Source organism: Lysobacter sp. Root667 (assembly GCF_001427715.1).
Classification (GTDB): domain Bacteria; phylum Pseudomonadota; class Gammaproteobacteria; order Xanthomonadales; family Xanthomonadaceae; genus Lysobacter.
Genome location: NZ_LMHF01000013.1, coordinates 440,654 through 463,708 on the forward strand (window position 1 = coordinate 440,654; position 23,055 = coordinate 463,708).

The window sequence follows — 23,055 nt, forward strand, 5'->3', positions numbered from 1 at the left end:
GGGGACGGGCGCAGCGCAGGTGCGGAAATTGCGCGGCCGCCGAAGGGCCGCGCAGACGCGCGAAAGGTTGCGGCGATGAAACATGCCGGGCCGGCGATATGCCGAAAGCGATGGCCGCAGTAGGCGCAGGCGCTTGATTGCCTTGGGGTCGCGGTGCCGGCACCGTGATTCAGTCTGATGTTTCAATGGCGAAACATCGGATTCTTCCGGATGCAGTAGAGTCGTTATTTAGTTATGTAAATCAATATATTGAACAAATAATTTAAAGTGATTTCCCGGTTACGTTCGCGACAGCCGACGCTCAACCCAGCCCAGCGCGCACGCTCGCCATGCCCAGCGCCGTCATCGCCAGCGAGCCGAACAAATGCAGGGCCGCCATCGCCAAGGCCCAGCCGTATTGCTGGCGCAGCAGTTGCTGGGTCACCTCGGCCGAGAAGGTCGAGAACGTGGTCAGTCCGCCGAGCAGGCCGGTGATCGCGAACAGCCTCCACTCCGGCGCGATCGCGGCGTGGCCGTCGAACCAGGCCACCGCCAGGCCGACGCCGTAGCCGCCGATCAAGTTGGCCGCGAGCGTGCCCAGCGGCAGGTTCGCCGCGGCCGGATTGAGCCACAAGGACAAACCCCAGCGTGCCCAGGCACCGAGCGCGGCGCCCAGGCCGATGGCGAGGAAGGCATAGGGCATCGCGTCGTTCTCCGGACGGTGTCGAATCAGTCGTCGCCGCGCGCCTGGGCACGCGCCGCGCGCAGGCGCTCGAGCTTGTCCTTGAGCTTGATCTCCAGGCCGCGCTCGACGGGGCGGTAGTACACGCGCTCGCCCATCTCGTCCGGGAACCCGGTCTGGTCAAGGGCGATGCCGCCTTCGGCATCGTGGTCGTACTGGTAGCCCTGGGCGTAACCGAGCTGTTTCATCAGCTTGGTCGGCGCGTTGCGCAGGTGCATCGGCACCGCCTGGGTGCCGTACTCGGCCACGTCGCTGCGGGCCGCGTTGTAGGCGGCATAGGCGGCGTTGGATTTGGCGGTGCTGGCCAGATAGATCGCCAGCTGCGCGAAGGCGAGTTCGCCTTCGGGACTGCCGAGGCGGTCGTAGGTGTCCCAGGCTTCCAGCGCCATCTGCAGCGCGCGCGGATCGGCCAGGCCGATGTCCTCGACCGCCATTCGGGTCAGGCGCCGGGCCAGGTAGGCTGGATCGCAGCCGCCGTCGAGCATGCGCGCCAGCCAGTACAGGGCGGCGTCGGGATTGGAGCTGCGCACGGATTTGTGCAGGGCCGAGATCTGGTCGTAGAACTGCTCGCCGCCCTTGTCGAAACGGCGGGTGCGGTCGGCCAGGACCTGGGCCAGGGTGGCCTCGGTGATGCGTCCGCCCTCGTCGGCGGCCAGCTCGGCGGCGATCTCCAGCAGGGTCAGGCCGCGGCGCACGTCGCCGTCGGCGGCGCCGGAGATCTGCCGCAGCAGTTCGTCCTCGACCTCGATGCCCTGCCCGCCCAGGCCGCGCTCCTCGTCGGCGAGCGCATGGCGCAGGGCGACCGCGATGTCGTCGGCCGAGACCGCCTCCATCACGTGCACCCGACAGCGCGAGAGCAGCGCCGAGTTGAGTTCGAACGAAGGGTTCTCGGTGGTCGCGCCGACGAACAGGATGGTGCCGCGTTCGATGTGCGGCAGGAACGCGTCCTGCTGGGCCTTGTTGAAGCGGTGGACCTCGTCGACGAACAGCACCGTGCGGCGACCGTCGGCGAAACGGTGCGCGGCCTCGGCCAGCACCTGGCGCACCTCCGGCAGACCGGACAGCACCGCCGAGATCGCGCGGAACTCGGCATCGGAGTAACGCGCCAACAGCAGCGCCAGCGTGGTCTTGCCGCAGCCCGGCGGGCCCCACAGGATCATCGAATGCACGTGCCCGGACTCGACCGCGCGGCGCAGCGCGGTGCCGGGCGCGAGCAGGCGGCGCTGGCCGACCATGTCGTCCAGGCTGCGCGGCCGCATGCGCTCGGCGAGCGGACGCAGGCCCTCGCGGTCGACGCTGAGCAGGTCGGGTTCGTCCTCGGATCGGCGGGAGTTTCGGCGGGCCACGGCGGGGGTCGCAAGCAAACGGTCGTATGGCCGACACGATAGCAAGTTCGCGCCGTCGCGGTGTCGGCCTGGGTCTCAAGGCCTTGATACGCAAGGATTTGCCTGCGTCCCGCAGGCGCGCTGGCTCACAAGCATGCCGGCTCACAAGCGCGCGCCTCGCGCGTTGGCATTACCGGGCCGGCGCCTGTGCCGCCCGGCGCAACGATGCGCCCCGCCCCTACTGGATCCCGCGATGGCGAACTTCGACCAGTACCTCCCGCAACTGCTGCAGTTCGAAGGCGGCTACGTCGACGATCCCGCCGACCCCGGCGGTGCGACCAACAAGGGCATCACCCTGCGCACCTTCCAGGTCCACGCGCAGACCTTGCTGGGCGTGGCTCCGACCCTGGCCAACCTGCAGGCGCTCAGCGATCAACAGGCCGCGACGCTGTACCGCAGCTTGTACTGGGACCCGTTGCAGGGCGACCAAATCGCATTGCAATGCCTGGCCGAGGACCTGTTCGATTTCTACGTCAACGCCGGCGTGCATGCGGTGTTCCTGCTGCAGCGCCTGCTCGGCGCGCCGGTCGCGGTGGACGGAGTGTTCGGCGCCGATACCCTGGCCGCGCTGCAAGCCAGCGACCAGCGCACCTTGTACGCGCGCTACCGCCAAGGCCGGCTCGACTACTACCGCCAGCTCGCCGCGCAGCATCCGCTGCTGCAACGCTTTCTCGCCGGCTGGCTGCGGCGCGCTCAATGGTTTCCGGTGAGCGCGCCGTAGGCCGGGCTGCGTATGTCAGCGCTCGCCGATCACGTCCACACCGGCCGGCGGCGCGAACTTGAACTTGCCGGCCGGAAACGTCGGGTTGCGCTTCCAGCCGCTGAAGACGATCTCGGTGCGCTGACCCAGGCTGTCGACGACCTGCATCCGGGCCAGGCCGCTGGCGTTGAAGCCGAGCTTGGCGGAGCGGAAGTTGGCTTCGGCCTCCTTTTTCGGCGCCAGCGACAGCCAGTTCAGACCTTCGGCGACGCCGGCGTCCTTGACCACGAACTGGGCGTCGAGCTTGCTCGGGTCGATCAGCGCCGACAGCGGGCTGTTCTGCTCCTCGGCACCCTGCGGGCGCACGGTGACCTGCTGCAGGTCGGGATCGTTGACCCAGACCTTCTTGCCGTCGGCGACGATCAGCTGCGGGTACGGCTTGACGTATTCCCAGCGGAACAGGCGCGGCGCCGACAGGGCCAGGTTGCCGCTGGAGGCTTCCTTGCGCTTGCCGTTGGCGTCGAACACCTGCTGGCTGAACTGCCCTTCCAGGCCCTTGAGGCCGCGGGTGAAGCTGTTGAGGTCGTCGCGCGCGGCGGCGGCCGCGGCGCCGGCGAAGGCCATGCCGGTCAACAGCGTGGCGGCGACCAGGACGATGCGCGCGGCATGGCGGGCGGTGGGAAGGACGGACAGGCTCATGCGATCGATCGCTCCGGAAAGACGTGCTGCGGCGAGTCTGCCGCGAGCAAACTGAATAGGTGCTGCGCAATGCACCAGTATCGCGCGAACGGGCACGCCGCGTTCAGCCCCGCGACGGCGGCGTGAGCGGTGCGCGGCCGCACCAATGCGTCGGCAGGATCAGAAATCGCGCAGCGCGCTGCGCTTGCTCTCCGACTCGATCTGGCGATGCGGCGATTCCGCGGGCGCGGCTTGCAGGCCCACGTTCGGGCGCTCGCTCTCCAGGTGTTCGCAGCGTCCGGATTCGTCGCAGGAATACACCTGCGGGGCCGCCGCGACCACCGAGGCGTCGCTGTCGCTGCCGACGGTGACATAGGCGCCGGTCGCACGCGGCGGCATCGGCACCGCCGCGGCACGAGCCAGCGCGGCGTTCGCGGCAGCGGTCACGCCGCCGCTGGCCGCGGGTGCGGCGATCGCTCCGGCGCCATCGTCCAGCGGCAGGATCGCGACCGCATCGGTATCGGCGGTCGAGGGCGCGGGCACGGTGATCGCGACCGCGCCGCGCTTGAGCGCGGGGACGGATACGGACGGCAGCGGCGCCGTGCGCGCGAGGGCGGCCTCGGGGGCGCTAGTCGGCGCGACCGACGAAGCGGTCGTTGCGGATGCCGCAGCCGACGCCGAAGCAGCGGCCGGACGCAGGTCTGCGGCAGACGTCGTCATCGTCATCGTCATCGTCATCGTCGTCGTCGTCGCAGATGCGTGCGCCACGCCGGCGGTCGGCGCAGGCAGGACCGCATCGGCGGACGGCACGGGTTCGGGCAGCGCGCTGGGATGGACCGCCCTCGCCTTCGCCACGGTCGGCGAGCTCGATGCCGATGCCGCAACTTGCGTGGAGACGGCGGTCGCGGCAGGCCTCGGCGCAGCTGCAGCACCATCGGTCGACGGCGCCGCAACGCGACGGGCTTGCGCGGCGATCGCGACGGGCGCCGCAACCGCTGGAGGCTGCGTCCGCTCAGGCGCAGGCGTAGCGGCCCGTTGCGGCGGCGGCAGCCGCTTGGCCGGATCCTGATCGCGCAGCGACGGGGTGTTGCGCCACAGCACCCATTCCTGGGCCTGGGCCGCCGGCGAGGCGCACACGACGATCACGAGCGCCGTGACGACGGCCCCCGTCCTGCTCGAATACCAGGCCATGCGGCCATCCCCCGAGTCCGAACCGCGTTGTTCCCCCCCGAAGGGCCAGCTTAGGCGGTCGTCGTGACAGCCGCCAGTCCGGGGCCGTCCGTCCGTCGGCGTGCGGCCCGGTTTGGGCGGCGCGGCCCTACTTCGGCGGCGGCGGCGCCAGGACGCTGCGGTCGCCGTTGTGCTCGGGCGCAGTGACGATGCCGGCCGCCTCCATCGCCTCGATCAGGCGGGCGGCGCGGTTGTAGCCGATCTTGAGCCGGCGCTGCACGCCGGAGATCGAGGCGCGGCGGGTCTCGGTGACGATGCGCACGGCTTCGTCGTAGAGCGGGTCCGACTCGTCGCCGCCGCCACCGCTCTCGGGCAGGCCGGTGGCGCCGACCACGATGCCGTCGCCCAGGGTCTGGACCTCGTCCAGCACGCCCTCGATGTAATCCGGGCCGCCGCCCATCTGCTTGAGGTGCTCGACCACGCGGTGGACTTCCTCGTCGGAGACGAAGGCGCCGTGGACGCGCTCGGGCATCGCCGTGCCCGGCGGCAGGTAGAGCATGTCGCCGTGGCCCAGCAGGGTCTCGGCGCCGGACTGGTCGAGGATGGTGCGCGAGTCGATCTTGCTGGAGACCTGGAACGCGATCCGGGTCGGAATATTGGCCTTGATCAGGCCGGTGATGACGTCCACCGACGGGCGCTGGGTGGCCAGGATCAGGTGGATGCCGGCCGCGCGCGCCTTCTGCGCCAGGCGCGCGATCAGCTCTTCGACCTTCTTGCCGACGATCATCATCATGTCGGCGAATTCGTCGATGAAGATGACGATGAACGGCAGCGTTTCCAGCGGCCGCGGCGCCTCGCCGAGTTCGGCGTTGGGCTTGAACAGCGGGTCCATCATCGGCTGGCCCGCTTCCTCGGCGTCGCGGACCTTCTTGTTGAAGCCGGCCAGGTTGCGCACGCCGACCATCGACATCAGCTTGTAGCGGCGCTCCATCTCGGCCACGCACCAGCGCAGGCCGTTGGCGGCCTCCTTCATGTCGGTGACCACCGGCGCCAGCAGATGCGGGATGCCCTGGTAGACCGACAGCTCCAGCATCTTGGGGTCGATCATCAGCATCCGCAGTTCTTTCGCGGATGCCTTGTACAGCAGGCTCAGCACCATCGCGTTGACCGCGACCGACTTGCCCGAGCCGGTGGTGCCGGCGACCAGCAGGTGCGGCATGCGCGCCAGGTCGGCCACGGTCGGGCGGCCGGCGATGTCCTTGCCCAGCGCCAGGGTCAGCGGGCTGCCGGATTTGTCATATTCCTTGGAGCGCAGCAGCTCGGACAGGTAGATCATCTCGCGGCTGGTGTTCGGCGTTTCCAGGCCGATCACCGACTTGCCGGGGATCACGTCGACCACGCGCACCGACTTCACCGACAGGCCGCGCGCGATGTCCTTGTCCAGGGTGCTGATCTGGCTGACCTTGATGCCGGGCGCAGGCTGGACCTCGAAACGGGTGATGACCGGACCCGGATAGGCGCCGACCACCTGGGCGTCGATGCGGAAGTCCTTGAGCTTGAACTCGATCTGCCGCGACAGGGTTTCCAGGGTTTCTTCGCTATAGCCCTTGGGCTGCGGCTTGGGGTCGTCCAGCAGCGCCAGAGGCGGAATGCCGCTGCCGTCGCCGACGTGGAACAGCGGGATCTGCTGCTCGCGCTTGGCGCGCTCGCTCTTCTCCACCACCGGTGCCGGCGGCGGCTCGATCCTGACTTTCTCGCGCTTGGCGCGCAGTTCGGTATCGACCTTGCGCGCTTCCTCGCGCTCTTCGCGCATGACCTGGGTCTGGCGCCACTCGGTCGCTTGCTGGCTGCTGCGCCGGAACAGCTTGCTCAGCACCGGGCCCAGGGCCAGCGCCCACTGCCCGATCTTGTCCATCACCGCCAGCCAGGAAATGCCGGTGGCCAGGGTCAGCGAAATCAGCAGCAGCGCCAGCAGGAACAGATTGCCGCCGACCGGGCCGAAGCCGGAGTACAGCGAGCGCCCCACCAATTGCCCGAGGATGCCGCCGCTGCCGGCGGAGAAGTCCTCGGCCGGACCGAAGCGCAGTTGCAGCAGGCCGGTGGCCGACACCAGGAAGCCGACGATGCCGACCAGGCGCAGCGCCGGACCGAGGTCGGCATCGCCGTCGCCGTCCGCGTCCATACCGAACAGGGCGATCCAGGCGATCGCGCCCAGCATCACCGGCAGCAGGAAGGCGACGTAGCCGCACAGGTACAGCAGCACATCGGCGGTCCAGGCGCCGACGCGCCCGCCGAGGTTGTGCAAGGGCGCGGTGATCGAGCCCGAATGCGACCAGCCCGGATCCTGCGGCGAGAACGACAGCAGGCTGGCCAGCAGATACAGCAGCAGCGGCGCGATCAGAATCAAGGCGATGTCGCGCACCAACCGCTGACGACGCGGCGATGGCGGCGCCTTTTGCGCCGTGGGCTTCTTTCGGCTTGCTGTGGGAGCTTGCGCCACCGTGATGTTCTGCCTTAGCTAGATTCCGTTAGTTATTGAATATACGGCGAAACAAAGCGAAATAACAGCACGTTCACAGCAAGATCCCCGCCGCAGCGGGGATCCGTCGGTGCCCGTGGGCACCGTGCCGCCGTTCCGTTACCGGAACCGCGACCGGCCCAGGCTCCACGAACAAGCCTGCCTGCCGCCACGTTACAGCTTCATGCCCTGCAGCGCAGGATGCACCAGCTTGCCGGCTTCGACATTGATGCCGCGCACCAGCGCCTGGTTGCCGCGCCAGTCGCCGCCGGCCAGCTTGTTGACCCAGGGCAGGATCGCCGCGCAGATCGCCTGCGACGAGGTCTGCGGCACCGCGCCGGGCATGTTGGTGACGCAGAAGTGGGTCACGCCCTCCTCCACGTAGGTCGGCTCCTTCCAGGTGGTCGGGCGCGAGGTCTCGAAGCAGCCGCCCTGGTCGATCGAGATGTCGACCACCACGCTGCCGTCTTCCATGCCCTTGAGCATGTCGCGGGTCAGCACGTGCGGCGCGCGCGCGCCGGTGACCAGCACCGCGCCGATCACCAGGTCGGCCGAGGCCACTTCGCGCGCGACCACGTCCACGTACGGGAACAGCGCGGTGACGTTGTTGCCCAGGCGCATCATCTGGTCCATGCGGTCCTGACGCATTTCGAACACGGTCACGTTGGAACCGCCGGCCGCGGCCAGGGCCGCCGAAGCGCCGCCGGCCTGGCCCGCGCCGAACACCACGACCTTGCCGCGCTCGGTCGACGGCAGGCCGCCCAGCAGCTTGCCCTTGCCGCCCATGGGCTGGTGCAGCAGGTGGGTGCCGACCTGGATGCCGATCTTGCCAGCGATGATCGACATCGGCGCCAGCAGCGGCAGGTCGCCGTTGGGCAGCTCGACGGTCTCGAAGGCGACCCCGGTCAGGCCGATGTCCAGCAACTGCCGGGTCAGCACCGGCTCGGCGGCCAGGTGCAGGTAGCAGAACAGCAGGTGGTCCTTGCGCAGGTGCTGGAGGTCGCCGGCGATCGGCTCCTTGACCTTGACGATCAGCTCGCCCTTTTCGTACAGCGCCGCGGCGTCCGCGGCGATCTTCACGCCCAGGCGGGTGTAGTCGATGTCCTTGAAGCCGCTCTTGAGGCCGGCATCGTGCTCCAGCCAGACCTTGTGGCCGCGCTGGACCAGGTCGCCGGCGGCGGCCGGGACGAGGGCCACGCGCCCTTCGAGGGTCTTGGTTTCCTTGGGTACGCCGATACGCATCGCGGTGCTCTCCAGTGGGGCCAAGAAAAACGCCGCATGCGCGGCGCGTCCTGCCTGGGTTCTTCGCCGATCGGGGACCGGGTCGCGCGCCGTGCAACATTGCGTCCGTGGCGCGCGCCTTGTGTTGCCGGGACGGCGCCGCCAAGCTATGGCGTCAACCGCATCTTCAACACGCCGGCGTACGGCTCGCGTGCCGGAGACACATCGCGCGAACGCGCGTCCCACAGCCCGCGATTATATACATGACCCCTTCGAAGCACTCCCGCGTCGTCATCCTCGGTTCCGGCCCCGCCGGCTGGACCGCCGCCGTCTACGCTGCCCGCGCCAACCTCAAGCCGCTGGTCATCACCGGCCTGCAACAGGGCGGACAGCTGATGACCACGACCGAAGTCGACAACTGGCCCGGCGACGCCCACGGCCTGATGGGTCCGGACCTGATGACGCGCATGCAGGCGCATGCCGAACGCTTCGATACCGAGGTCGTGTTCGACCACATCCACAGTGCCGATCTGTCGCGACGGCCGTTCCGCCTGACCGGCGATTCCGGCGAGTACACCGCCGACGCGCTGATCATCGCTACCGGCGCCACCGCCAAGTACCTGGGCCTGCCCTCGGAAGACGAGTACAAGGGCCGCGGCGTGTCCGCCTGCGCGACCTGCGACGGCTTCTTCTACAAGGACCAGGACGTGGCGGTGATCGGCGGCGGCAACACCGCGGTCGAGGAAGCGCTGTACCTGTCCAACATCGCCCGCAAGGTCTATCTCGTGCATCGCCGCGACACGCTGCGCGCCGAAAAGATCATGCAGGACAAGCTGCACGCCAAGATCCAGTCCGGCAAGATCGAGCCGGTGTGGCACCACACCGTCGAGGAAGTGCTGGGCAACGACGCCGGCGTGACCGGCCTGCGGGTGAAGTCTGTGCTCGACGAGTCGGTGCGCGAGCTGTCGATCCACGGCCTGTTCGTGGCCATCGGCCACACCCCGAACACCACCCTGTTCGAAGGCCAGCTGGAAATGAAGAACGGCTACCTGACCATCAAGACCGGCCTGGACGGCAACGCCACCCAGACCTCGGTTGCGGGCGTGTTCGCCGCCGGCGACGTCGCCGACCAGGTCTACCGCCAGGCGATCACCTCGGCCGGCTTCGGCTGCATGGCCGCGCTGGACGCCGAGAAGTTCCTCGACAAGGACGCCTGAGCGTGCGCGCCGCGCTCCTGAGCCTGCTGCTGGCGGCCGCGCTGCCGGCGGCGGCGCAGGCGCGCGAACCCGGCTTGTTCTGCAGGGACGATCGCGGCGAGCCGTTCGCGATCGTGCTGCCCTTCACCATCCAGCGGCCGCGCTGATGACTGCGCTGCAGATCCGCGACGACCGTCAGGCGCCGCTGTCGGACAGCGACTTCGCCACGATTCACGGCTTCCTGTCGCAGTCGTACTGGGCCGCCGGCATCCCCGCCGAGACCCTGCGCCGCGCCCTCGCCTACTCGCTGTGCTACCGCGGTTACGTCGACGGCGAGCTGGTCGCGTTCGCGCGCGCCGTCACCGATCACGCCACCTTCGCCTACCTCGCCGACGTGTTCGTGCTGCCCGCGCAGCGCGGCCGCGGCCACGGCCGCGCGATCGTGCAGGCGCTGATGGACGACGCGCGCGTGCAGGGACTGCGCCGCTGGCACCTGGTCACGCGCGACATGCAGCGCCTGTACGCGGGCCTGGGTTTCGACGCGCTCGGCGAACCCGAGCGGCACATGCAACGCCACGACCCCGATGTCTACCGACGCCGCGACTGACGCGATCGGCGTACGCCTGCTGCCCGAGCTCTCGTCCCTGGCGCCCGCTCACTGGGACGCGCTGCACGACGGCCGCAACCCCTTCCTCGCCCACGCCTTCCTGTCCGGGCTGGAGCGCCAGGGCTGCCTGCGCGAGGACTGGGGCTGGACCCCGCAGCACCTGAGCCTGTGGCGCGGCGACGAGCTGATCGCGGCCGCGCCGGCCTACCTCAAGGCCAATTCGCACGGCGAGTTCGTGTTCGACCACGCCTGGGCCCATGCCTACGCCCAGCACGGTCTGGATTACTTTCCCAAGTGGCTGTGCGCGGTGCCCTACTCGCCGGTGACCGGGCCGCGCCTGCTCGCCCGCAACGACCACGACCGGCGCCTGCTGGTCGAGGCCATGGCCGCGCTGACCCAGCGCCAGGGCCTGTCTTCCGCGCACGTGAACTTCCACCGCGAGGACGAGGATGCGCTGTTCGGCGACGACTGGCTGCAGCGCAGCGACGTCCAATACCACTGGCGCAATCCGCCCGCCGCCGAGGGGCCGGCCTGGCGCGACTTCGACGGCTTCCTGGCTGCGTTCGACCACAAGCACCGCAAGAACATCCGCCAGGAACGCGCCAAGGTCGCGCGCGCCGGCGTGCGCTTCCGCACCGTCGAAGGCGGCGACGCCAGCGAGGCCGAACTGGCGCTGATGCACGGCTTCTACCTGCGCACCTTCGCCGACTACGGCAACCACCCGGCGCTGACCCTGGAGTTCCTGCATCACCTGGCCCGCACGATGCCGCGGTCGCTGGTGATCTTCCTGGCCGAAATCGACGGCCGCGCCATCGCCGGCGCGCTGTGCCTGCGCGGCGGCGACACCCTGTACGGCCGCTACTGGGGCGCCGACGCGGCGCTGCCGGGGCTGCATTTCGAAACCTGCTACTACCAGGGCATCGACTACTGCCTGCGCGAGGGCCTGACCCGCTTCGAGCCCGGCGCGCAGGGCGAACACAAGCTCGCGCGCGGCTTCCTGCCCACGTTCGTGCGCAGCCGGCATTGGATCGGCCACGAAGGTTTCCGCGCGGCGCTGGCGCCCTGGTGCCGCGAGGAGCGCGCCTCGATCCGCGGCTACGCGCGCACCCTCGCCGCGCACAGTCCGTTCAAGCAGGTCGACTGAGCGGCCGCGCCCGAACTCGGCGATCATCGTCGCGATGAATCCCCTGCCCGCGCTGCTGTCCGCCGATCCCGAGGCGCCGTTCCCGCCGCACGAGCGCGCTCTGCGCCAGCCCGAGGGACTGCTCGCGCTCGGCGGCGACCTGTCGCCGGCGCGGCTGCTCAACGCCTATCGCCACGGCGTCTTCCCCTGGTACTCCGACGACCAGCCGATCCTGTGGTGGAGCCCGGACCCGCGCACCGTGTTCCGCAGCGACGGCGTGCGCCTGTCGTCGAAGTTCCGCCGCCAGCTGCGCCGCAGCGACTGGCGGGTGCGCGCCGACACCGCCTTCGCCGAGGTCATCGAGGCCTGCGCACGCATGCCCCGACCGGGCCAGGACGGCACCTGGATCACCGAGGAAATGCTCGCCGCCTACCTGCGGCTGCACCGGCTCGGCCATGCCCATTCGGTCGAGGTCTACGACGGCGAGCGCCTCGCGGGCGGCATCTACGGGGTCGCGATCGGGCGCATGTTCTTCGGCGAAAGCATGGTCTCGCTGCAGTCCGGCGGTTCCAAGGTCGCGCTGGCGGCGCTGGCGCGGCGCCTGCACGCCTGGGGCTGGCCGCTGCTGGACGCCCAGGTCGAGAACGAGCATCTGCTCAGCCTGGGCGCCGAACTCTGGCCGCGGCCGCGCTTCCTGGCCGCGATCGCCGAACTGACCGGCGCCGGGCTCAGCCCGGGCTCCTGGAGCGAGCGCTTTGGAGACCGCCCCGCCCGGGAACTGGCCGACGCGCCACCGCCGTCCCTGGCCGCAGACGACCCGGACCGCTACGACCCTGGCACCGATTAACAACATTTTTGCACCGCGGGTCCCGGCGTGGCACAATGCCGGGCTTCGCGGGCGCGAAACGCCCGTTCTTCCTCATTCAGGAAACACATGGCAAAAGATGACGTGATCGAATTCGAGGGCACGGTGGCGGAAACCCTTCCGAACACCATGTTCCGCGTGCGCCTCGAAAACGGGCACGAGATCATCGCCCATATCTCGGGACGGATGCGCAAGAACTACATCCGCATCCTGACCGGCGACAAGGTCAAGGTCGAAATGACGCCTTACGACCTGACCAAGGGCCGCATCACCTATCGCATGAAGTAATCGCGATAGCGCGGCAAGCGAGCAAAGAAGCGGCCGATGGCCGCTTTTTTCGTTTTCGCGGCGGGCCGCGCTCCGGCCTGGCGCAGCGATCCTGGCACCGCAGCTGCAACCCAATCGCACGCCCGGGCATCCAGACATGCATGCCGGGCCACCCACACCACCGGCCGCGCCGCTCGCCTGCGATGACGAACGGTTCGGCCGCCTGCGCGCCGCGCGTTGGCGCTCGCCTGCGCGCTGTCGCTAGCGGCCGCTTCCGATTCGTCGGCGCCCGTTCCGATTCGCACCCGTCGCGGCCCGCCCCGTCGCAAGACGGCTTGCGCCGCGCAACGGCCGGCGCAGCATGCGCCCTGCAAACCCGTATTTCGTCTGCCGATGTTCGCGGCGAATCGTACCCGGCGCGCACGGTGCCGGAGGTCATGGCGACTTCCTCCAGATTCGTCGCATACCGCACGTCGTTAGCTTGATAACCACCCGATCCCCAACAAGGAGCTGTGCCATGCGTCATACCCACCGACTTTCCCTACTCATCGCGCTCGGCCTGTGCGCGATCAGCGCGCCGGCCCTGGCCGGCGACGCGATCCAGGACTGCGTGGACCTCAGCGGCTCGCAACAGGTCTCGCGCTTCGGCACTCAGTACGTATTGGTCGCCGACGGCGACGCCTATTACCGCCTCAGCGTCGGCAGCTCCTGCGACGGCCTGCCTCTGGCGACCCGCTTCGAACTGTCCGCCGACGGCCAGGGCGGCCGGATCTGCCCCACGGGCACCCGGGTCAAGACCAACAACGCCAACTGCAAGATCAACGCGGTCGAACGCATCGACGCCGACGACTACGCGCGCTACACCAAGCGCCGCTGATCGCAGCCGGGCAGGATCGGGAACCGCGGGTACGACGGTTGCGAGACCGTCCAGCTTGCATGGGTGCCTGAGCCAGGCGGATACGTCCTGGTTCAGAGATGCGCGCCAAACCCGCGCGCAAACGAAACAGGCGGCCACTCGGCCGCCTGTTTTCGTTTATCGACGAGCGCGCCGCCCGGGCAGCGCGCCCCGATCACACTGTCTGATCAAACCGCCTGATCACACCGTCACCGGCAACAGCTTCTCCGGCTCGGCCTGGGACTCGACCACCAGCTCGTCGTCCTTGACGTCGATGCTGACGCGGCCGCCTCCGATCAGCTTGCCGAACAGCAGCTCGTCGGCCAGCGGGCGCTTGATCTTGTCCTGGATCACCCGCGCCATCGGGCGTGCGCCCATCAGCGGATCGAAGCCGTGCTGGGCCAGCCAGTCGCGCGCGGTCGGGGTCGCGCTGAGAGTGACGTTCTTCTCGTGCAACTGCGCTTCCAGTTCGATCAGGAACTTGTCGACCACGCGCAGGATGTGATCGAAGCCCAGCGCCTGGAACTGCACCACCGCGTCGAGGCGGTTGCGGAATTCCGGGGTGAAGCTGCGCCGGATCACTTCCATGGCGTCGGTCGAATGGTCCTGCTGGGTGAAGCCGATCGTGCGCCGCGCCGCCTGCGCCGCGCCGGCGTTGGTGGTCATCACCAGGATCACGTTCTTGAAGTTGGCCTCGCGACCGTTGGTATCGGTCAGCGTGCCGCGGTCCATGACCTGCAACAGGATGTTGAAGATGTCCGGATGCGCCTTCTCGACCTCGTCCAGCAGCAGCACGCAATGCGGGGTCTTGACGATCTTCTCGGTCAGCAGGCCGCCCTGGTCGAAACCGACGTAGCCCGGAGGCGCGCCGATCAGGCGGCTGACCGAATGCGGTTCCATGTACTCGGACATGTCGAAGCGCACCAGCTCGATGCCCAGCTGCAGCGCGAGCTGCTTGGTGACCTCGGTCTTGCCCACGCCGGTCGGGCCGGCGAACAGGAAGTTGCCGATCGGCTTGTCCGGGTTGCCCAGGCCCGAGCGCGCGAGCTTGATCGCGGCGGTCAGGGTGTCGATCGCCGGATCCTGGCCGAAGATCACCATCTTGAGGTTGCGCTCGAGGTTGCGCAGCACGTCCTTGTCGCTGGCCGAGACCTGCTTGGTCGGAATCCGCGCCATCTTGGCCACGATGGTCTCGATCTCTTCGATGTCGATCAGGCTCTTGCGCACGTTTTCCGGCAGCAGGCGCTGACGCGCGCCGGCCTCGTCGATGACGTCGATGGCCTTGTCCGGCAGCAGGCGGTCGCCGATGTGCTTGACCGACAGGTCGACCGCGGCCTGCAGCGCCTCGTCGGCGTAGGTCACGCCGTGGTGAGCCTCGTACTTGGGCTTGAGGCCCTGCAGGATCTCGAAGGTCTCGCCCACGGTCGGCTCGACGATGTCGATCTTCTGGAAGCGCCGCGCCAGCGCGCGGTCCTTCTCGAAGATGCCGCGGTATTCCTGGAACGTGGTCGAACCGATGCAGCGCAGCTCGCCCGAGGACAGCGCCGGCTTGATCAGGTTGCTCGCGTCCATGGTGCCGCCGCTGGCGGAGCCGGCGCCGATGATGGTGTGGATCTCATCGATGAACAGCACCGCCTCGGGCAGCTTCTTGAGCTGCGCCAGCACCGCCTTGAGGCGCTTCTCGAAGTCGCCGCGGTACTTGGTGCCGGCGACCAGGGCGCCCAGGTCGAGCGCGTAGATGGTCGCGTTCTCCAGCACCATCGGCACGTCGCCGTCGACGATGCGCTTGGCCAGGCCTTCGGCGATCGCGGTCTTGCCCACGCCGGCCTCGCCGACGTACAGCGGGTTGTTCTTGCGCCGGCGGCACAGGACCTGGATGGTGCGCTCGACCTCGTCGGCGCGGCCGACCAGGGGGTCGATGCGGCCGTCGCGGGCGAGCTGGTTGAGGTTGACCGCGAACTCGGCCAGGGCGTCGGACTTGCCCTCGCCCTCGCCGCCTTCGGCCGGCTTGGCTTCGCCGTCCTCCTGCTGGCCGCCCGCGTCCTCGGCGCCGTGCTTGGCGATGCCGTGCGACAGGTAATTGACCACGTCCAGGCGGGCCACGTCCTGCTGGTTGAGGAAATAGACCGCGTGCGAGTCCTTCTCGCCGAAGATCGCCACCAGCACGTTGGCGCCGGTGACCTCCTTCTTGCCGGAGGACTGGACATGGTAGACCGCGCGCTGCAGCACGCGCTGGAAGCCCAGGGTGGGCTGGGTGTCGCGGTCGACATCCTCGGGCAGCACCGAGACCGAGGTCGCGATGGCCTGCTCCAGGTCGCTGCGCAAGCGGACGAAGTCGGCGCCGCAGGCCTTGAGCACACCCTCGGCGGAGGGGTTGTCGAGTAGGGCCAGCAGCAGGTGTTCGACCGTCATGTACTCATGGCGCGCCTCGCGGGCGCGCTTGTAGCACTGGCCGATGCTGTATTCGAGATCCTTGCTGAACATGGGAGGGGGCCTCCAGAACGTATGCACCCAAGGTGGGGCCGGCCGGCGGTTTTTCCATCCCCGTCGTCGCGGAGCTACGGCTGTCGTTTTAGGCTTTTTCCATCGTGCACAGCAAGGGGTGCTGGTGCAGCCTTGAAAATTCGTTCACCTGCGCCACCTTGGATTCGGCGACCTCGCGTGTGAAGACGCCGCAAACCCCGCGCCCGCGGGTATGCACGTGCAGCATGATCTGGGTCGCTTTTTCGGCGTTCATCGGGAAAAAGCGCATCAGCACCTCCACCACGAAGTCCATCGGGGTGTAATCGTCGTTCAGCAGCAGCACGGAATACAGCGGCGGCCGGGCGACTTCCGGCTTCCCCGTCTCCACCAGTACGCCATGGCTGTGTTCGTGTTCGGTTTGTTTGGACATACGTAAATTATACGGCCGGCAGGCCGTTGGCCGTGGACGCCCGAGAGCGTGGCACTGCAAAATGGCGCCACTGCTGCTCCTTCCCAACCCTGAAGAGAAAGGAATCCCGATGCGCCTTACCGCCCTGGCCCTACCCGCTGCGCTGGCCGCCGCCCTGCTGCTGCCCGCCGCCGCCCAGGCCGCCAGCAACAAGGCTCAAGCCGACGAAGCCCAGCATTCGACCGCCGCCGACCCGCGCATCGCCAAGCAGCTCGACGGCTTGGGCTACAAGTACGAGGTGGACGAGGACGGCGATTACAAGCTGACCTTCGAGATGGACGACGACCGCAGCCAGCTGGGCTTCGTGATCTCGCGCACCGAAAGCTACGGCAAGCACAAGGTGCGCGAAGTCTGGGCCCCGGCCTACCGCTCCGAGAACGACGCGTTCCCGGCCGATCTGGCCAACAAGCTGCTCGAAGACAGCCAGTCCAGCAAGATGGGCGGCTGGGTCAAGCAGGGCAACATGGCCGTATTCGTGGTCAAGCTGCGCGCCGACGCCCCGGCCGAGGAACTCGACGACGCCCTCGATTACGCCCTGCGCGCGGCCGACCTGATGGAAGCCGAGCTGACCCCGGGCAAGGACGAGTTCTGATGAGCTACCGCGAGGGCCGCTTCTGGCAGCCGGACGTCACCGTCGCCACGGTGGTGGTCGACGGCGGGCGGCTGCTCGTGGTCGAGGAACGGGTCGGCGGGCGCCTGGTGATCAACCAGCCCGCCGGCCACCTGGAGCCCGACGAGAGCCTGGTCGACGCGGCCCTGCGCGAAACCCGCGAGGAAACCGGTTGGGACGTGCGCCTGACCGGCTTCGTAGGTGCTTACCAGTGGAAAGCACCGTTGCAGGCCGACGGCAGCGACGGCCGCCATTACCTGCGCTTCGCCTTCGCCGCGGTGCCGGTCGCGCACGATGCGACCCGGCGCCTGGACGAAGGCATCGTGCGCGCCCTGTGGCTGAGCCCGGACGAGCTCCAGGCCGAGTCCGCGCGCCACCGCAGCCCCCTGGTCTGGCGCACCGCCAGCGACTTCCTGGCCGGCCGCCGCCATCCGCTGGACCTGATGCAGCACCTGGATTGAGCGCAGTGGCTTCGGTACGCACCGTGGTGGGCATGTCGGGCGGGGTCGATTCCTCGGTCGCCGCCCTGCTCCTGCGCGATGCGGGCGAGCCCTGCGCGGGCTTGTTCATGCAGAACTGGGCCGACGACGGCAGCGGCGACTGCCGCGCCGAAGACGACCGCCGCGACGCGGTCGCGGTCTGCGGCCGGCTCGGCCTGCCGATCCACTTCCGCGATTTCTCCAGCGAGTACTGGGACGGCGTGTTCGCGCATTTCCTGGCCGAGTACGCGGCCGGACGCACGCCCAACCCGGACGTGCTGTGCAACCGAGAGATCAAGTTCAAGCATTTCCTCGATGCCGCCCACGAACTGGGCGCCGAATTCATCGCCACCGGCCACTACGCCCGGGTCGACCACAGCGGCGGCCGCCACCGGCTGCTGCGCGCGGCCGATCGCGGCAAGGATCAGAGCTATTTCCTGCACCAGCTCGGCCAGGCCCAGCTGGCGGCGACCCGGTTCCCGCTCGGCGAGCTGATCAAGACCGACGTGCGCGCGATGGCGCAGGCGGCCGGGCTGCCGACCGCGGCCAAGAAGGACTCGACCGGGATCTGCTTCATCGGCGAGCGCGACTTCCGCGAGTTCCTGGCGCGTTACCTGCCGGCGCGCGCGGGCGAGATCCGTGCGGTCGACGGCGAACGCGCCGACGGCCGCGTGATCGGCACCCACCCCGGCGTTTTCTATTTCACCCTGGGTCAGCGCGAAGGGCTCAACATCGGCGGCGTACGCGGCTACGAGCCGGCGCCGTGGTACGTGGTCGGCAAGGACGTGGCGGGCAACGTGCTGTACGTGGACCAGGGCAGCGACAGCCGCTGGCTGCGATCGCAGGCGCTGTGGTCGGAGCGCGCGCACTGGATCGCCGGCGCGCCGCCGGCGCAGCGTTTCGCCTGCACCGCGCAGACCCGCTACCGCCAGCCCGACGAAGCCTGCGAGGTCGAAGTACAAGACGACGGCTGCCTGCAGGTGCGCTTCGCGCGCCCGCAGCGCGCGGTCACCCCCGGCCAGTCGCTGGTGCTGTACGACGGCGAGGTCTGCCTGGGCGGCGCCGTCATCGCCGCCACCGACGCGCCGCTGGAACACCATTTGAGGGTCAATGCCGCATGAGTTCCACCCCTAGCGCCTCCCCCGCCTCCAAGACGATTTCCGAGCGCGTGCTCGCCCTCGCCGGCCTGGTACAGGCGCTGGCCCAGGTGCGCCGGATCGCCGACACCGGCCAGGCCAACGCCGCGGTGCTGGGCACGGCGCTGGATTCGGTGTTCCGCATCGACGCCTCCTCGCTGGCGCAGGTCTACGGCGGCGTCGAGGCGCTGCGTCCGGGCCTGGTGCTGCTGCGCGACTACTTCGTGCGCGAGACCAAGGACGAGCAACTGCCGCGATTGGCGCTGGCGGTGATGCAGCTGGAACGCCGCTTCGTGCGCGATCACGACATGGCACAGCGCGTGCAGGCCGGCATCCTCGCCCAGTCCGGCGCGGCCGAACGCCTCGGCAGCGGCCATCCGGACGTGCTCGCCGGGCTCGGCGGCCTTTACGCGGAAACCCTCAGCCACCTGCGCCCGCGCGTGCTGGTGCAGGGCAATCCGCATTATCTGGGCCAGGCCAGCGTGGTCGCCGAAGTGCGCGCGGTGCTGCTGGCGGCCGTGCGTTCGGCGGTGCTGTGGCGCCAGCTCGGCGGCAGCTTGTGGGACTTCCTGCTGCGTCGGCGCGACATGATCGCCGCGCTCAATCGGTACCTCGACTAGACCCTAGGCTGCGCTAAGCCGCACCGCACCGCACCGCGCCAGCGGAACCAGCGGCGCGTCGTGAACGGTCGCGACGATGCGGTCGGCACCGCAGCCTACGTCGATCGCGCCTCGCGGCGCTCAACGGGCATCTCGATTGGGCGGTGGTGGGCCGCAGGGCGCGGCAAAGCGCGCCTTACCGGCGAAATCAACGACGCGGCGCGCTGGGGCCTTAGAGGCCGGCGCCGCTGCCTTGGGCCCAGGCCCAGGCCACCGCAGCGATCAGGGTCAAGCCCAACGTCCAGCGCAAGGCGCGGTCGAGCCGGTCGGCTCGGGCAGTTTTGACGGTTTTCATGGCATTCCCCCTGTGCGTGCAAATCACACACCAGCACGCGTTTTGCATCTGCGAATGCCGTCACGTCGCCGTGCGGCTCAACGCCGCGGAATGCGACGTGCTTCGCGTCTTCACATCGCGGTCCTGCGGCGATGCGTCCTTCATATGAAGAATACGCCGTGCAACTGAAACGCCGGCCAAATCCGCGCTCATCGCGATACGCATGCGGATGCGATGCGCGATCTTGGCTTTCATCGCGATGCGTGCATGAATATCAGGCGCGGCCTCGCCGGCGCTGGCGATGCGATTCGCGGCTCATCCGCATCCCCCGGCGCGGCGGCACCGCGTCCGGGCTTGCCTTCAGGCGAGGTTCTCAGACCGCGTCCAGCGCGGCCAGGACGCCGCCGAGGTCCGAGATCGTGTCGCCCGCAACGTCGCCGGCCCTGGGCCCCTCGCGGCGCAGCAACAGGCTGCGCATGCCATAGCGACGCGGCCCATGCAGGTCGGCCTCCGGGGTGTCGCCGACCATCAGCACCTGCCCGGGTTCGCAGCCCAGCTGGCGGCAGACGTGCGCATAGATGGCCGGCTCGGGCTTGATCGCGCCGACCTCGAAGCTCCAGGCATAGGCGTCCAGTGCCGGCAGCAGGCGCAGCACCGGCGCCGCGTAGGGCGCCGCCAGGTTGGAGCACAGGCCGAGCTTCAGGCCGCGCGCGGCCAGGGCCTGCAGCACCGTCAGCGAATCGGGAAACAGGCGCACCGACGCCAGCTCGGCTTGTAGATCGCGCTCCAGCGCGGCCAGCTCCGGCGCGGACAGATCGGCCCCCAGCAGCGCAGCGGCGCCGACCAGGTCGAGGTCCCGGCTCATGATGACCGCCGCGTCGCCGGCCTGACGCGCACGCCCCGCTGCTTCCATGCGCGCCAGCAGCGCACGATACGGCGCGCGCCGCTCGCCTATGCGCACCAGGGTGCCGTACACGTCGAACACCACCGCCCGTATCGTCATCGCCAATCCGCCTGGAACCAGGCGTCAGCCTAACGCGCCACGCGCCCACGGCCGAGCGCCGCGGCCACCGTGCGCCTCGATCGCCATGCGATCTACTTAGGGCGAGCCCCGACTCAGTATCGCCATCTCCAAATCGCATCGCCCTGCCCGCCCCTCGCCCACGACGGTCCAGCCCTGCGCAGCGACGACCTGAGCGCCGGATGCGAAGGACGGCAAGCGCTCAATCCAGGAATTTCCAAGTGTCCGCCCCATCGAAGCGCCTGACGACGACCGACTCCAAGAGCGCCGGTTCAAAATTCCGCAGGTTCACTCCGTGACGAGCGGAGGGCGCGGATTCAACCGGCTCCCAATGGGTGACGATGCCGCAGGTCTTGCAGCGAAAATTCCTCAGCGTTCGATCGCCCCAGATGTAGCTCTCCGTATTCTCGGGATGGCCCTGGATAGAGACCGAGCCAAGTTCGTAGTAGGCCCATATCCCGCCTATGCGCCGACACAGCGAACAGTTGCAACTCGTCGCCGTTTCGGGCGCCGCCGGCAGCGTGAGGCGCACCAAGCCGCAGTGGCAGGAACCGTGCAGCGAGGGTGGATGCTGTTCCTGGCTCATCTGAGTAGGCCGTTGTGTGTGGTTATGCCGCCTAACGTTTGAATTAAGCCGAGCCGTGAAGCGGCTTCGGCTTGAATGATTTTTAGGGCGCTACGCGAGACGCACGAACGCCCCATCAGGAACCGCCCCGAGAACATACATGAAGCCCTGCCAACCTGCGCGACGCGCCGAGCTGGATAGTGGCTTGCGCGCGGCAAAGAGCGCGGGGCTCTGGAAGTCCGTTGGGAGGTAATAAATGGCGTGGGTTGAAGGAGCCTTGAGCACCAGAAAGAGCGGAAAGTAGATGCCAGAGTCCATTCGCTCTTTCTGTGGAGCCCACGCAGCGCCAAGAACTTGCTTTGGCAGAGCCGAAACCGTTGGAACCGTCATTGCTTTGACTTGGCCCAGAAATCCGCAGAAGTCACAGATCAAGTCGGCGCACTTGAAGTTTGGCGGGAGCAGTTTGAGGGTCTTGGGCCTCTTGCATTTTGGGCAGTCGCAGATCTTTGCGACAAGCTGCTCGCCCCATGTGCCCAACAGCTGCTTTGAAGTTGCCATATCGCCCTAATGCCTGAATTAAGCAGAGCTGCGAAGCGGCCTCGGCTTGAATAAATTGTTAGGCGGCATTCTCAGATGGCCCACGCGCCGCCACAAATCTCGCCCAATCTCCGGGGTACCACTCCTCCAGGCGCCATGAAGCATGCTACGGAAATCCGGGTTTTGGCGAGCCTCGATCTCGATGCGCTCAATGAACTGGACGCCCGAGCAGGCAAGAAGATCTTCCACAGGACCGGCTGCCAGCATGCCAAGTACCCAGTCCGAGGGCCTTTTATGCACGACGGCGAGAATGCCCTGCCAACACTCCTCAGCGATTGGTCCGACTAACTCATCCATGAAGTGATAGGCCGCCAGATAGCCCGGATGTGTTTCATCCAGACTGGCGCGAGCCTCGTGGACCGCGATGTACGCAGTTGCCCAAGCCTCAATGTCCGTTGGAGAGTCCATGCTACCTAACACCTGAGTTAAGCCGCACCGCGAAGCGGCTTCGGCTTGAATGAATTGTTATGGCCCTACTACCGATCCGCTAGCCATTGCAGATAGGAAGAGGCTCCGTCCGGCGACAACTCTAACGCCGCCTCAGCCACAGAAGCATCGCCTTTTACCACGGCAATGGCAGCAAGAACGCAGGCGACCATCACCCCGTCCCACGGGCGGGACGCTGTCGCAGCCGCTAGGGCCGGTAACAGGCCCAGAGCCGCAAAATAGGCACGCCCTAGATCCTCCGGCATCGGAGTGCCTTGGCGCTGCCGGCAGATCTCCACCCAGGCGGGGAACTGGAAATACGTGGAGCCAGCCCTTTCTGGGTGAGCGGCAAGGACAGCTACAACGTGAGGCACAGCCGCAAATGAAGCTGAGTAGACATCGCCTTGATGCGCCAACGAGCTCCAAAGGGTGAACCAAGGCTCGGACTCGCCGATGGCATCCGGCGCTGATTGAATCTTGCGAAGAAGGAAAGGTGTATCCGAAGCGGAGCCATATGCATGCTGGAGTTCTCCCCAACGCGGACTATCCAGACTCAGCATGCGAGAAATTTCCTTAGGGGCGTAACGCTTGAATTAAGCCGAGCCGCGAAGCGGCATCGGCTTGAGTGAATTTTTAGGCCTCGCCGCCAGGATGGCTAAGCCCAGCAAGGATTGACTCAACTGCCGACGATGAGTCCGCGGATGGAATGACAGCCTCAAGCACCGCAATGACCCAGGAGCAGCCTGAATGATAGAGATGCTGGCGCCAATCGCCAGGCCACTCATTGAGCTCGCTCAGGGAAAGGAGGGTTGCACCTCCTCGCTCGGAGTGCCCTCCGCCAATGGACTGCTCAAAGACAAAAGGCTTATCGCTGCCGGGAACGACGCTGAAAGAATATACGTCGTGATCAGGGTGATCGGCCGACGGCGCAATGTTCTTTTGTGCGACATTGATCATGCGGGAAGCTTCCTGCAAGTACTAACGCCTGAACTAAGCCGAGCCGCGGAGCG

Annotated in this window: 27 protein-coding genes; 12 read left to right on the forward strand and 15 right to left on the reverse strand. The window is 68.0% G+C overall.

The window, feature by feature from the left end:
- Positions 1–301: 301 nt before the first annotated feature.
- Both crcB and ASD78_RS14810 read right to left on the reverse strand, forming a co-directional pair.
- Positions 302–682 (reverse strand): fluoride efflux transporter CrcB, encoded by a 381-nt coding sequence (gene crcB, locus ASD78_RS14805; RefSeq protein WP_056102669.1) that lies wholly within the window; start codon positions 680–682, stop codon positions 302–304.
- A gap of 26 nt (positions 683–708) precedes the next feature.
- On the reverse strand, positions 709–2,067 hold the full coding sequence (locus ASD78_RS14810; RefSeq protein WP_056102981.1) for a replication-associated recombination protein A: 1,359 nt from the start codon (positions 2,065–2,067) through the stop codon (positions 709–711).
- A gap of 232 nt (positions 2,068–2,299) precedes the next feature.
- Between ASD78_RS14810 and ASD78_RS14815 the strand changes: the two genes are divergently transcribed.
- Positions 2,300–2,827: a glycosyl hydrolase 108 family protein gene (locus ASD78_RS14815; RefSeq protein WP_056102673.1), complete on the forward strand. Its 528-nt coding sequence runs from the start codon at positions 2,300–2,302 to the stop codon at positions 2,825–2,827.
- Between the two features lie 15 nt (positions 2,828–2,842).
- On the opposite strand, the gene lolA is transcribed toward ASD78_RS14815, so the two are convergent.
- From lolA to ASD78_RS14840, 4 genes are all read right to left on the reverse strand, one after another.
- A complete protein-coding gene (lolA, locus tag ASD78_RS14820; protein WP_082575644.1) occupies positions 2,843–3,505 on the reverse strand; it encodes an outer membrane lipoprotein chaperone LolA in 663 nt (220 codons plus the stop codon).
- Between the two features lie 159 nt (positions 3,506–3,664).
- On the reverse strand, positions 3,665–4,675 hold the full coding sequence (locus ASD78_RS20815; protein WP_156087773.1) for a hypothetical protein: 1,011 nt from the start codon (positions 4,673–4,675) through the stop codon (positions 3,665–3,667).
- Between the two features lie 127 nt (positions 4,676–4,802).
- Positions 4,803–7,154 (reverse strand): DNA translocase FtsK, encoded by a 2,352-nt coding sequence (locus ASD78_RS14835; protein ID WP_056102680.1) that lies wholly within the window; start codon positions 7,152–7,154, stop codon positions 4,803–4,805.
- 192 nt (positions 7,155–7,346) lie between these two features.
- Complete coding sequence (locus tag ASD78_RS14840) at positions 7,347–8,414, reverse strand: alanine dehydrogenase (RefSeq protein ID WP_056102683.1); 1,068 nt, start codon at positions 8,412–8,414, stop codon at positions 7,347–7,349.
- A gap of 242 nt (positions 8,415–8,656) precedes the next feature.
- On the opposite strand from ASD78_RS14840, the gene trxB reads away from it, so the two are divergent.
- From trxB to ASD78_RS14870, 7 genes are all read left to right on the forward strand, one after another.
- The gene (trxB, locus tag ASD78_RS14845; RefSeq protein WP_055907009.1) at positions 8,657–9,610 is read left to right on the forward strand and encodes a thioredoxin-disulfide reductase; all 954 of its coding nucleotides are present in this window, start codon (positions 8,657–8,659) and stop codon (positions 9,608–9,610) included.
- A 2-nt stretch (positions 9,611–9,612) separates the two neighbouring features.
- The gene (locus ASD78_RS20820) at positions 9,613–9,756 is read left to right on the forward strand and encodes a hypothetical protein (RefSeq protein ID WP_156087774.1); all 144 of its coding nucleotides are present in this window, start codon (positions 9,613–9,615) and stop codon (positions 9,754–9,756) included.
- A complete protein-coding gene (locus tag ASD78_RS14850) occupies positions 9,756–10,196 on the forward strand; it encodes a GNAT family N-acetyltransferase (protein ID WP_056102688.1) in 441 nt (146 codons plus the stop codon). Before ASD78_RS20820 ends, ASD78_RS14850 begins: the two co-directional genes overlap by 1 nt.
- Entirely contained in the window at positions 10,174–11,340 is a 1,167-nt protein-coding gene (locus ASD78_RS14855) for a GNAT family N-acetyltransferase (protein ID WP_056102691.1), read from the forward strand. The genes ASD78_RS14850 and ASD78_RS14855 overlap by 23 nt, the downstream gene beginning before the upstream one ends.
- 34 nt (positions 11,341–11,374) lie before the next feature.
- Positions 11,375–12,166 carry a leucyl/phenylalanyl-tRNA--protein transferase gene (gene aat / locus ASD78_RS14860; RefSeq protein ID WP_056102693.1) on the forward strand — a complete coding sequence of 264 codons (792 nt, stop codon included), beginning with the start codon at positions 11,375–11,377 and terminating at the stop codon, positions 12,164–12,166.
- Between the two features lie 87 nt (positions 12,167–12,253).
- A complete protein-coding gene (infA, locus tag ASD78_RS14865) occupies positions 12,254–12,472 on the forward strand; it encodes a translation initiation factor IF-1 (protein WP_031372296.1) in 219 nt (72 codons plus the stop codon).
- Positions 12,473–12,968: 496 nt separating this feature from the next.
- A complete protein-coding gene (locus tag ASD78_RS14870; protein WP_056102696.1) occupies positions 12,969–13,328 on the forward strand; it encodes a hypothetical protein in 360 nt (119 codons plus the stop codon).
- 219 nt (positions 13,329–13,547) lie between these two features.
- Here the strand turns inward: ASD78_RS14870 and clpA are convergent, their stop codons facing one another.
- Both clpA and clpS read right to left on the reverse strand, forming a co-directional pair.
- Positions 13,548–15,830, reverse strand: coding sequence for an ATP-dependent Clp protease ATP-binding subunit ClpA (gene clpA, locus ASD78_RS14875; protein WP_056102699.1), 2,283 nt, complete (start codon positions 15,828–15,830; stop codon positions 13,548–13,550).
- An 88-nt stretch (positions 15,831–15,918) separates the two neighbouring features.
- Positions 15,919–16,239: an ATP-dependent Clp protease adapter ClpS gene (clpS, locus tag ASD78_RS14880; protein WP_055907029.1), complete on the reverse strand. Its 321-nt coding sequence runs from the start codon at positions 16,237–16,239 to the stop codon at positions 15,919–15,921.
- Positions 16,240–16,348: 109 nt separating this feature from the next.
- Between clpS and ASD78_RS14885 the strand changes: the two genes are divergently transcribed.
- The 4 genes from ASD78_RS14885 to hflD are packed head-to-tail and all read left to right on the forward strand — an operon-like array spanning position 16,349 to position 19,123.
- Entirely contained in the window at positions 16,349–16,870 is a 522-nt protein-coding gene (locus tag ASD78_RS14885; protein ID WP_055907031.1) for a hypothetical protein, read from the forward strand.
- Positions 16,870–17,349, forward strand: a complete 480-nt coding sequence (locus ASD78_RS14890) for an NUDIX hydrolase (protein ID WP_055907034.1) — start codon at positions 16,870–16,872, stop codon at positions 17,347–17,349. The genes ASD78_RS14885 and ASD78_RS14890 overlap by 1 nt, the downstream gene beginning before the upstream one ends.
- 5 nt (positions 17,350–17,354) lie before the next feature.
- On the forward strand, positions 17,355–18,488 hold the full coding sequence (mnmA, locus tag ASD78_RS14895) for a tRNA 2-thiouridine(34) synthase MnmA (protein WP_056102702.1): 1,134 nt from the start codon (positions 17,355–17,357) through the stop codon (positions 18,486–18,488).
- Complete coding sequence (gene hflD / locus ASD78_RS14900) at positions 18,485–19,123, forward strand: high frequency lysogenization protein HflD (protein ID WP_056102706.1); 639 nt, start codon at positions 18,485–18,487, stop codon at positions 19,121–19,123. Before mnmA ends, hflD begins: the two co-directional genes overlap by 4 nt.
- 211 nt (positions 19,124–19,334) lie before the next feature.
- On the opposite strand, the gene ASD78_RS21710 is transcribed toward hflD, so the two are convergent.
- From ASD78_RS21710 to ASD78_RS20175, 7 genes are all read right to left on the reverse strand, one after another.
- Positions 19,335–19,457, reverse strand: a complete 123-nt coding sequence (locus ASD78_RS21710) for a hypothetical protein (RefSeq protein ID WP_255355401.1) — start codon at positions 19,455–19,457, stop codon at positions 19,335–19,337.
- Between the two features lie 60 nt (positions 19,458–19,517).
- A complete protein-coding gene (locus ASD78_RS20825) occupies positions 19,518–19,691 on the reverse strand; it encodes a hypothetical protein (RefSeq protein WP_156087775.1) in 174 nt (57 codons plus the stop codon).
- 118 nt (positions 19,692–19,809) lie between these two features.
- Positions 19,810–20,439, reverse strand: a complete 630-nt coding sequence (locus tag ASD78_RS14905) for an HAD family hydrolase (protein ID WP_056102708.1) — start codon at positions 20,437–20,439, stop codon at positions 19,810–19,812.
- Between the two features lie 220 nt (positions 20,440–20,659).
- On the reverse strand, positions 20,660–21,043 hold the full coding sequence (locus ASD78_RS20165) for an aldehyde-activating protein (protein WP_082575646.1): 384 nt from the start codon (positions 21,041–21,043) through the stop codon (positions 20,660–20,662).
- A gap of 90 nt (positions 21,044–21,133) precedes the next feature.
- Positions 21,134–21,580, reverse strand: a complete 447-nt coding sequence (locus tag ASD78_RS14910) for a DpnI domain-containing protein (protein ID WP_056102712.1) — start codon at positions 21,578–21,580, stop codon at positions 21,134–21,136.
- An 18-nt stretch (positions 21,581–21,598) separates the two neighbouring features.
- Positions 21,599–22,027: a DUF6869 domain-containing protein gene (locus ASD78_RS14915; protein ID WP_056102715.1), complete on the reverse strand. Its 429-nt coding sequence runs from the start codon at positions 22,025–22,027 to the stop codon at positions 21,599–21,601.
- A 651-nt stretch (positions 22,028–22,678) separates the two neighbouring features.
- Entirely contained in the window at positions 22,679–23,002 is a 324-nt protein-coding gene (locus ASD78_RS20175) for a hypothetical protein (RefSeq protein ID WP_082575648.1), read from the reverse strand.
- Between the last annotated feature and the right edge of the window lie 53 nt (positions 23,003–23,055).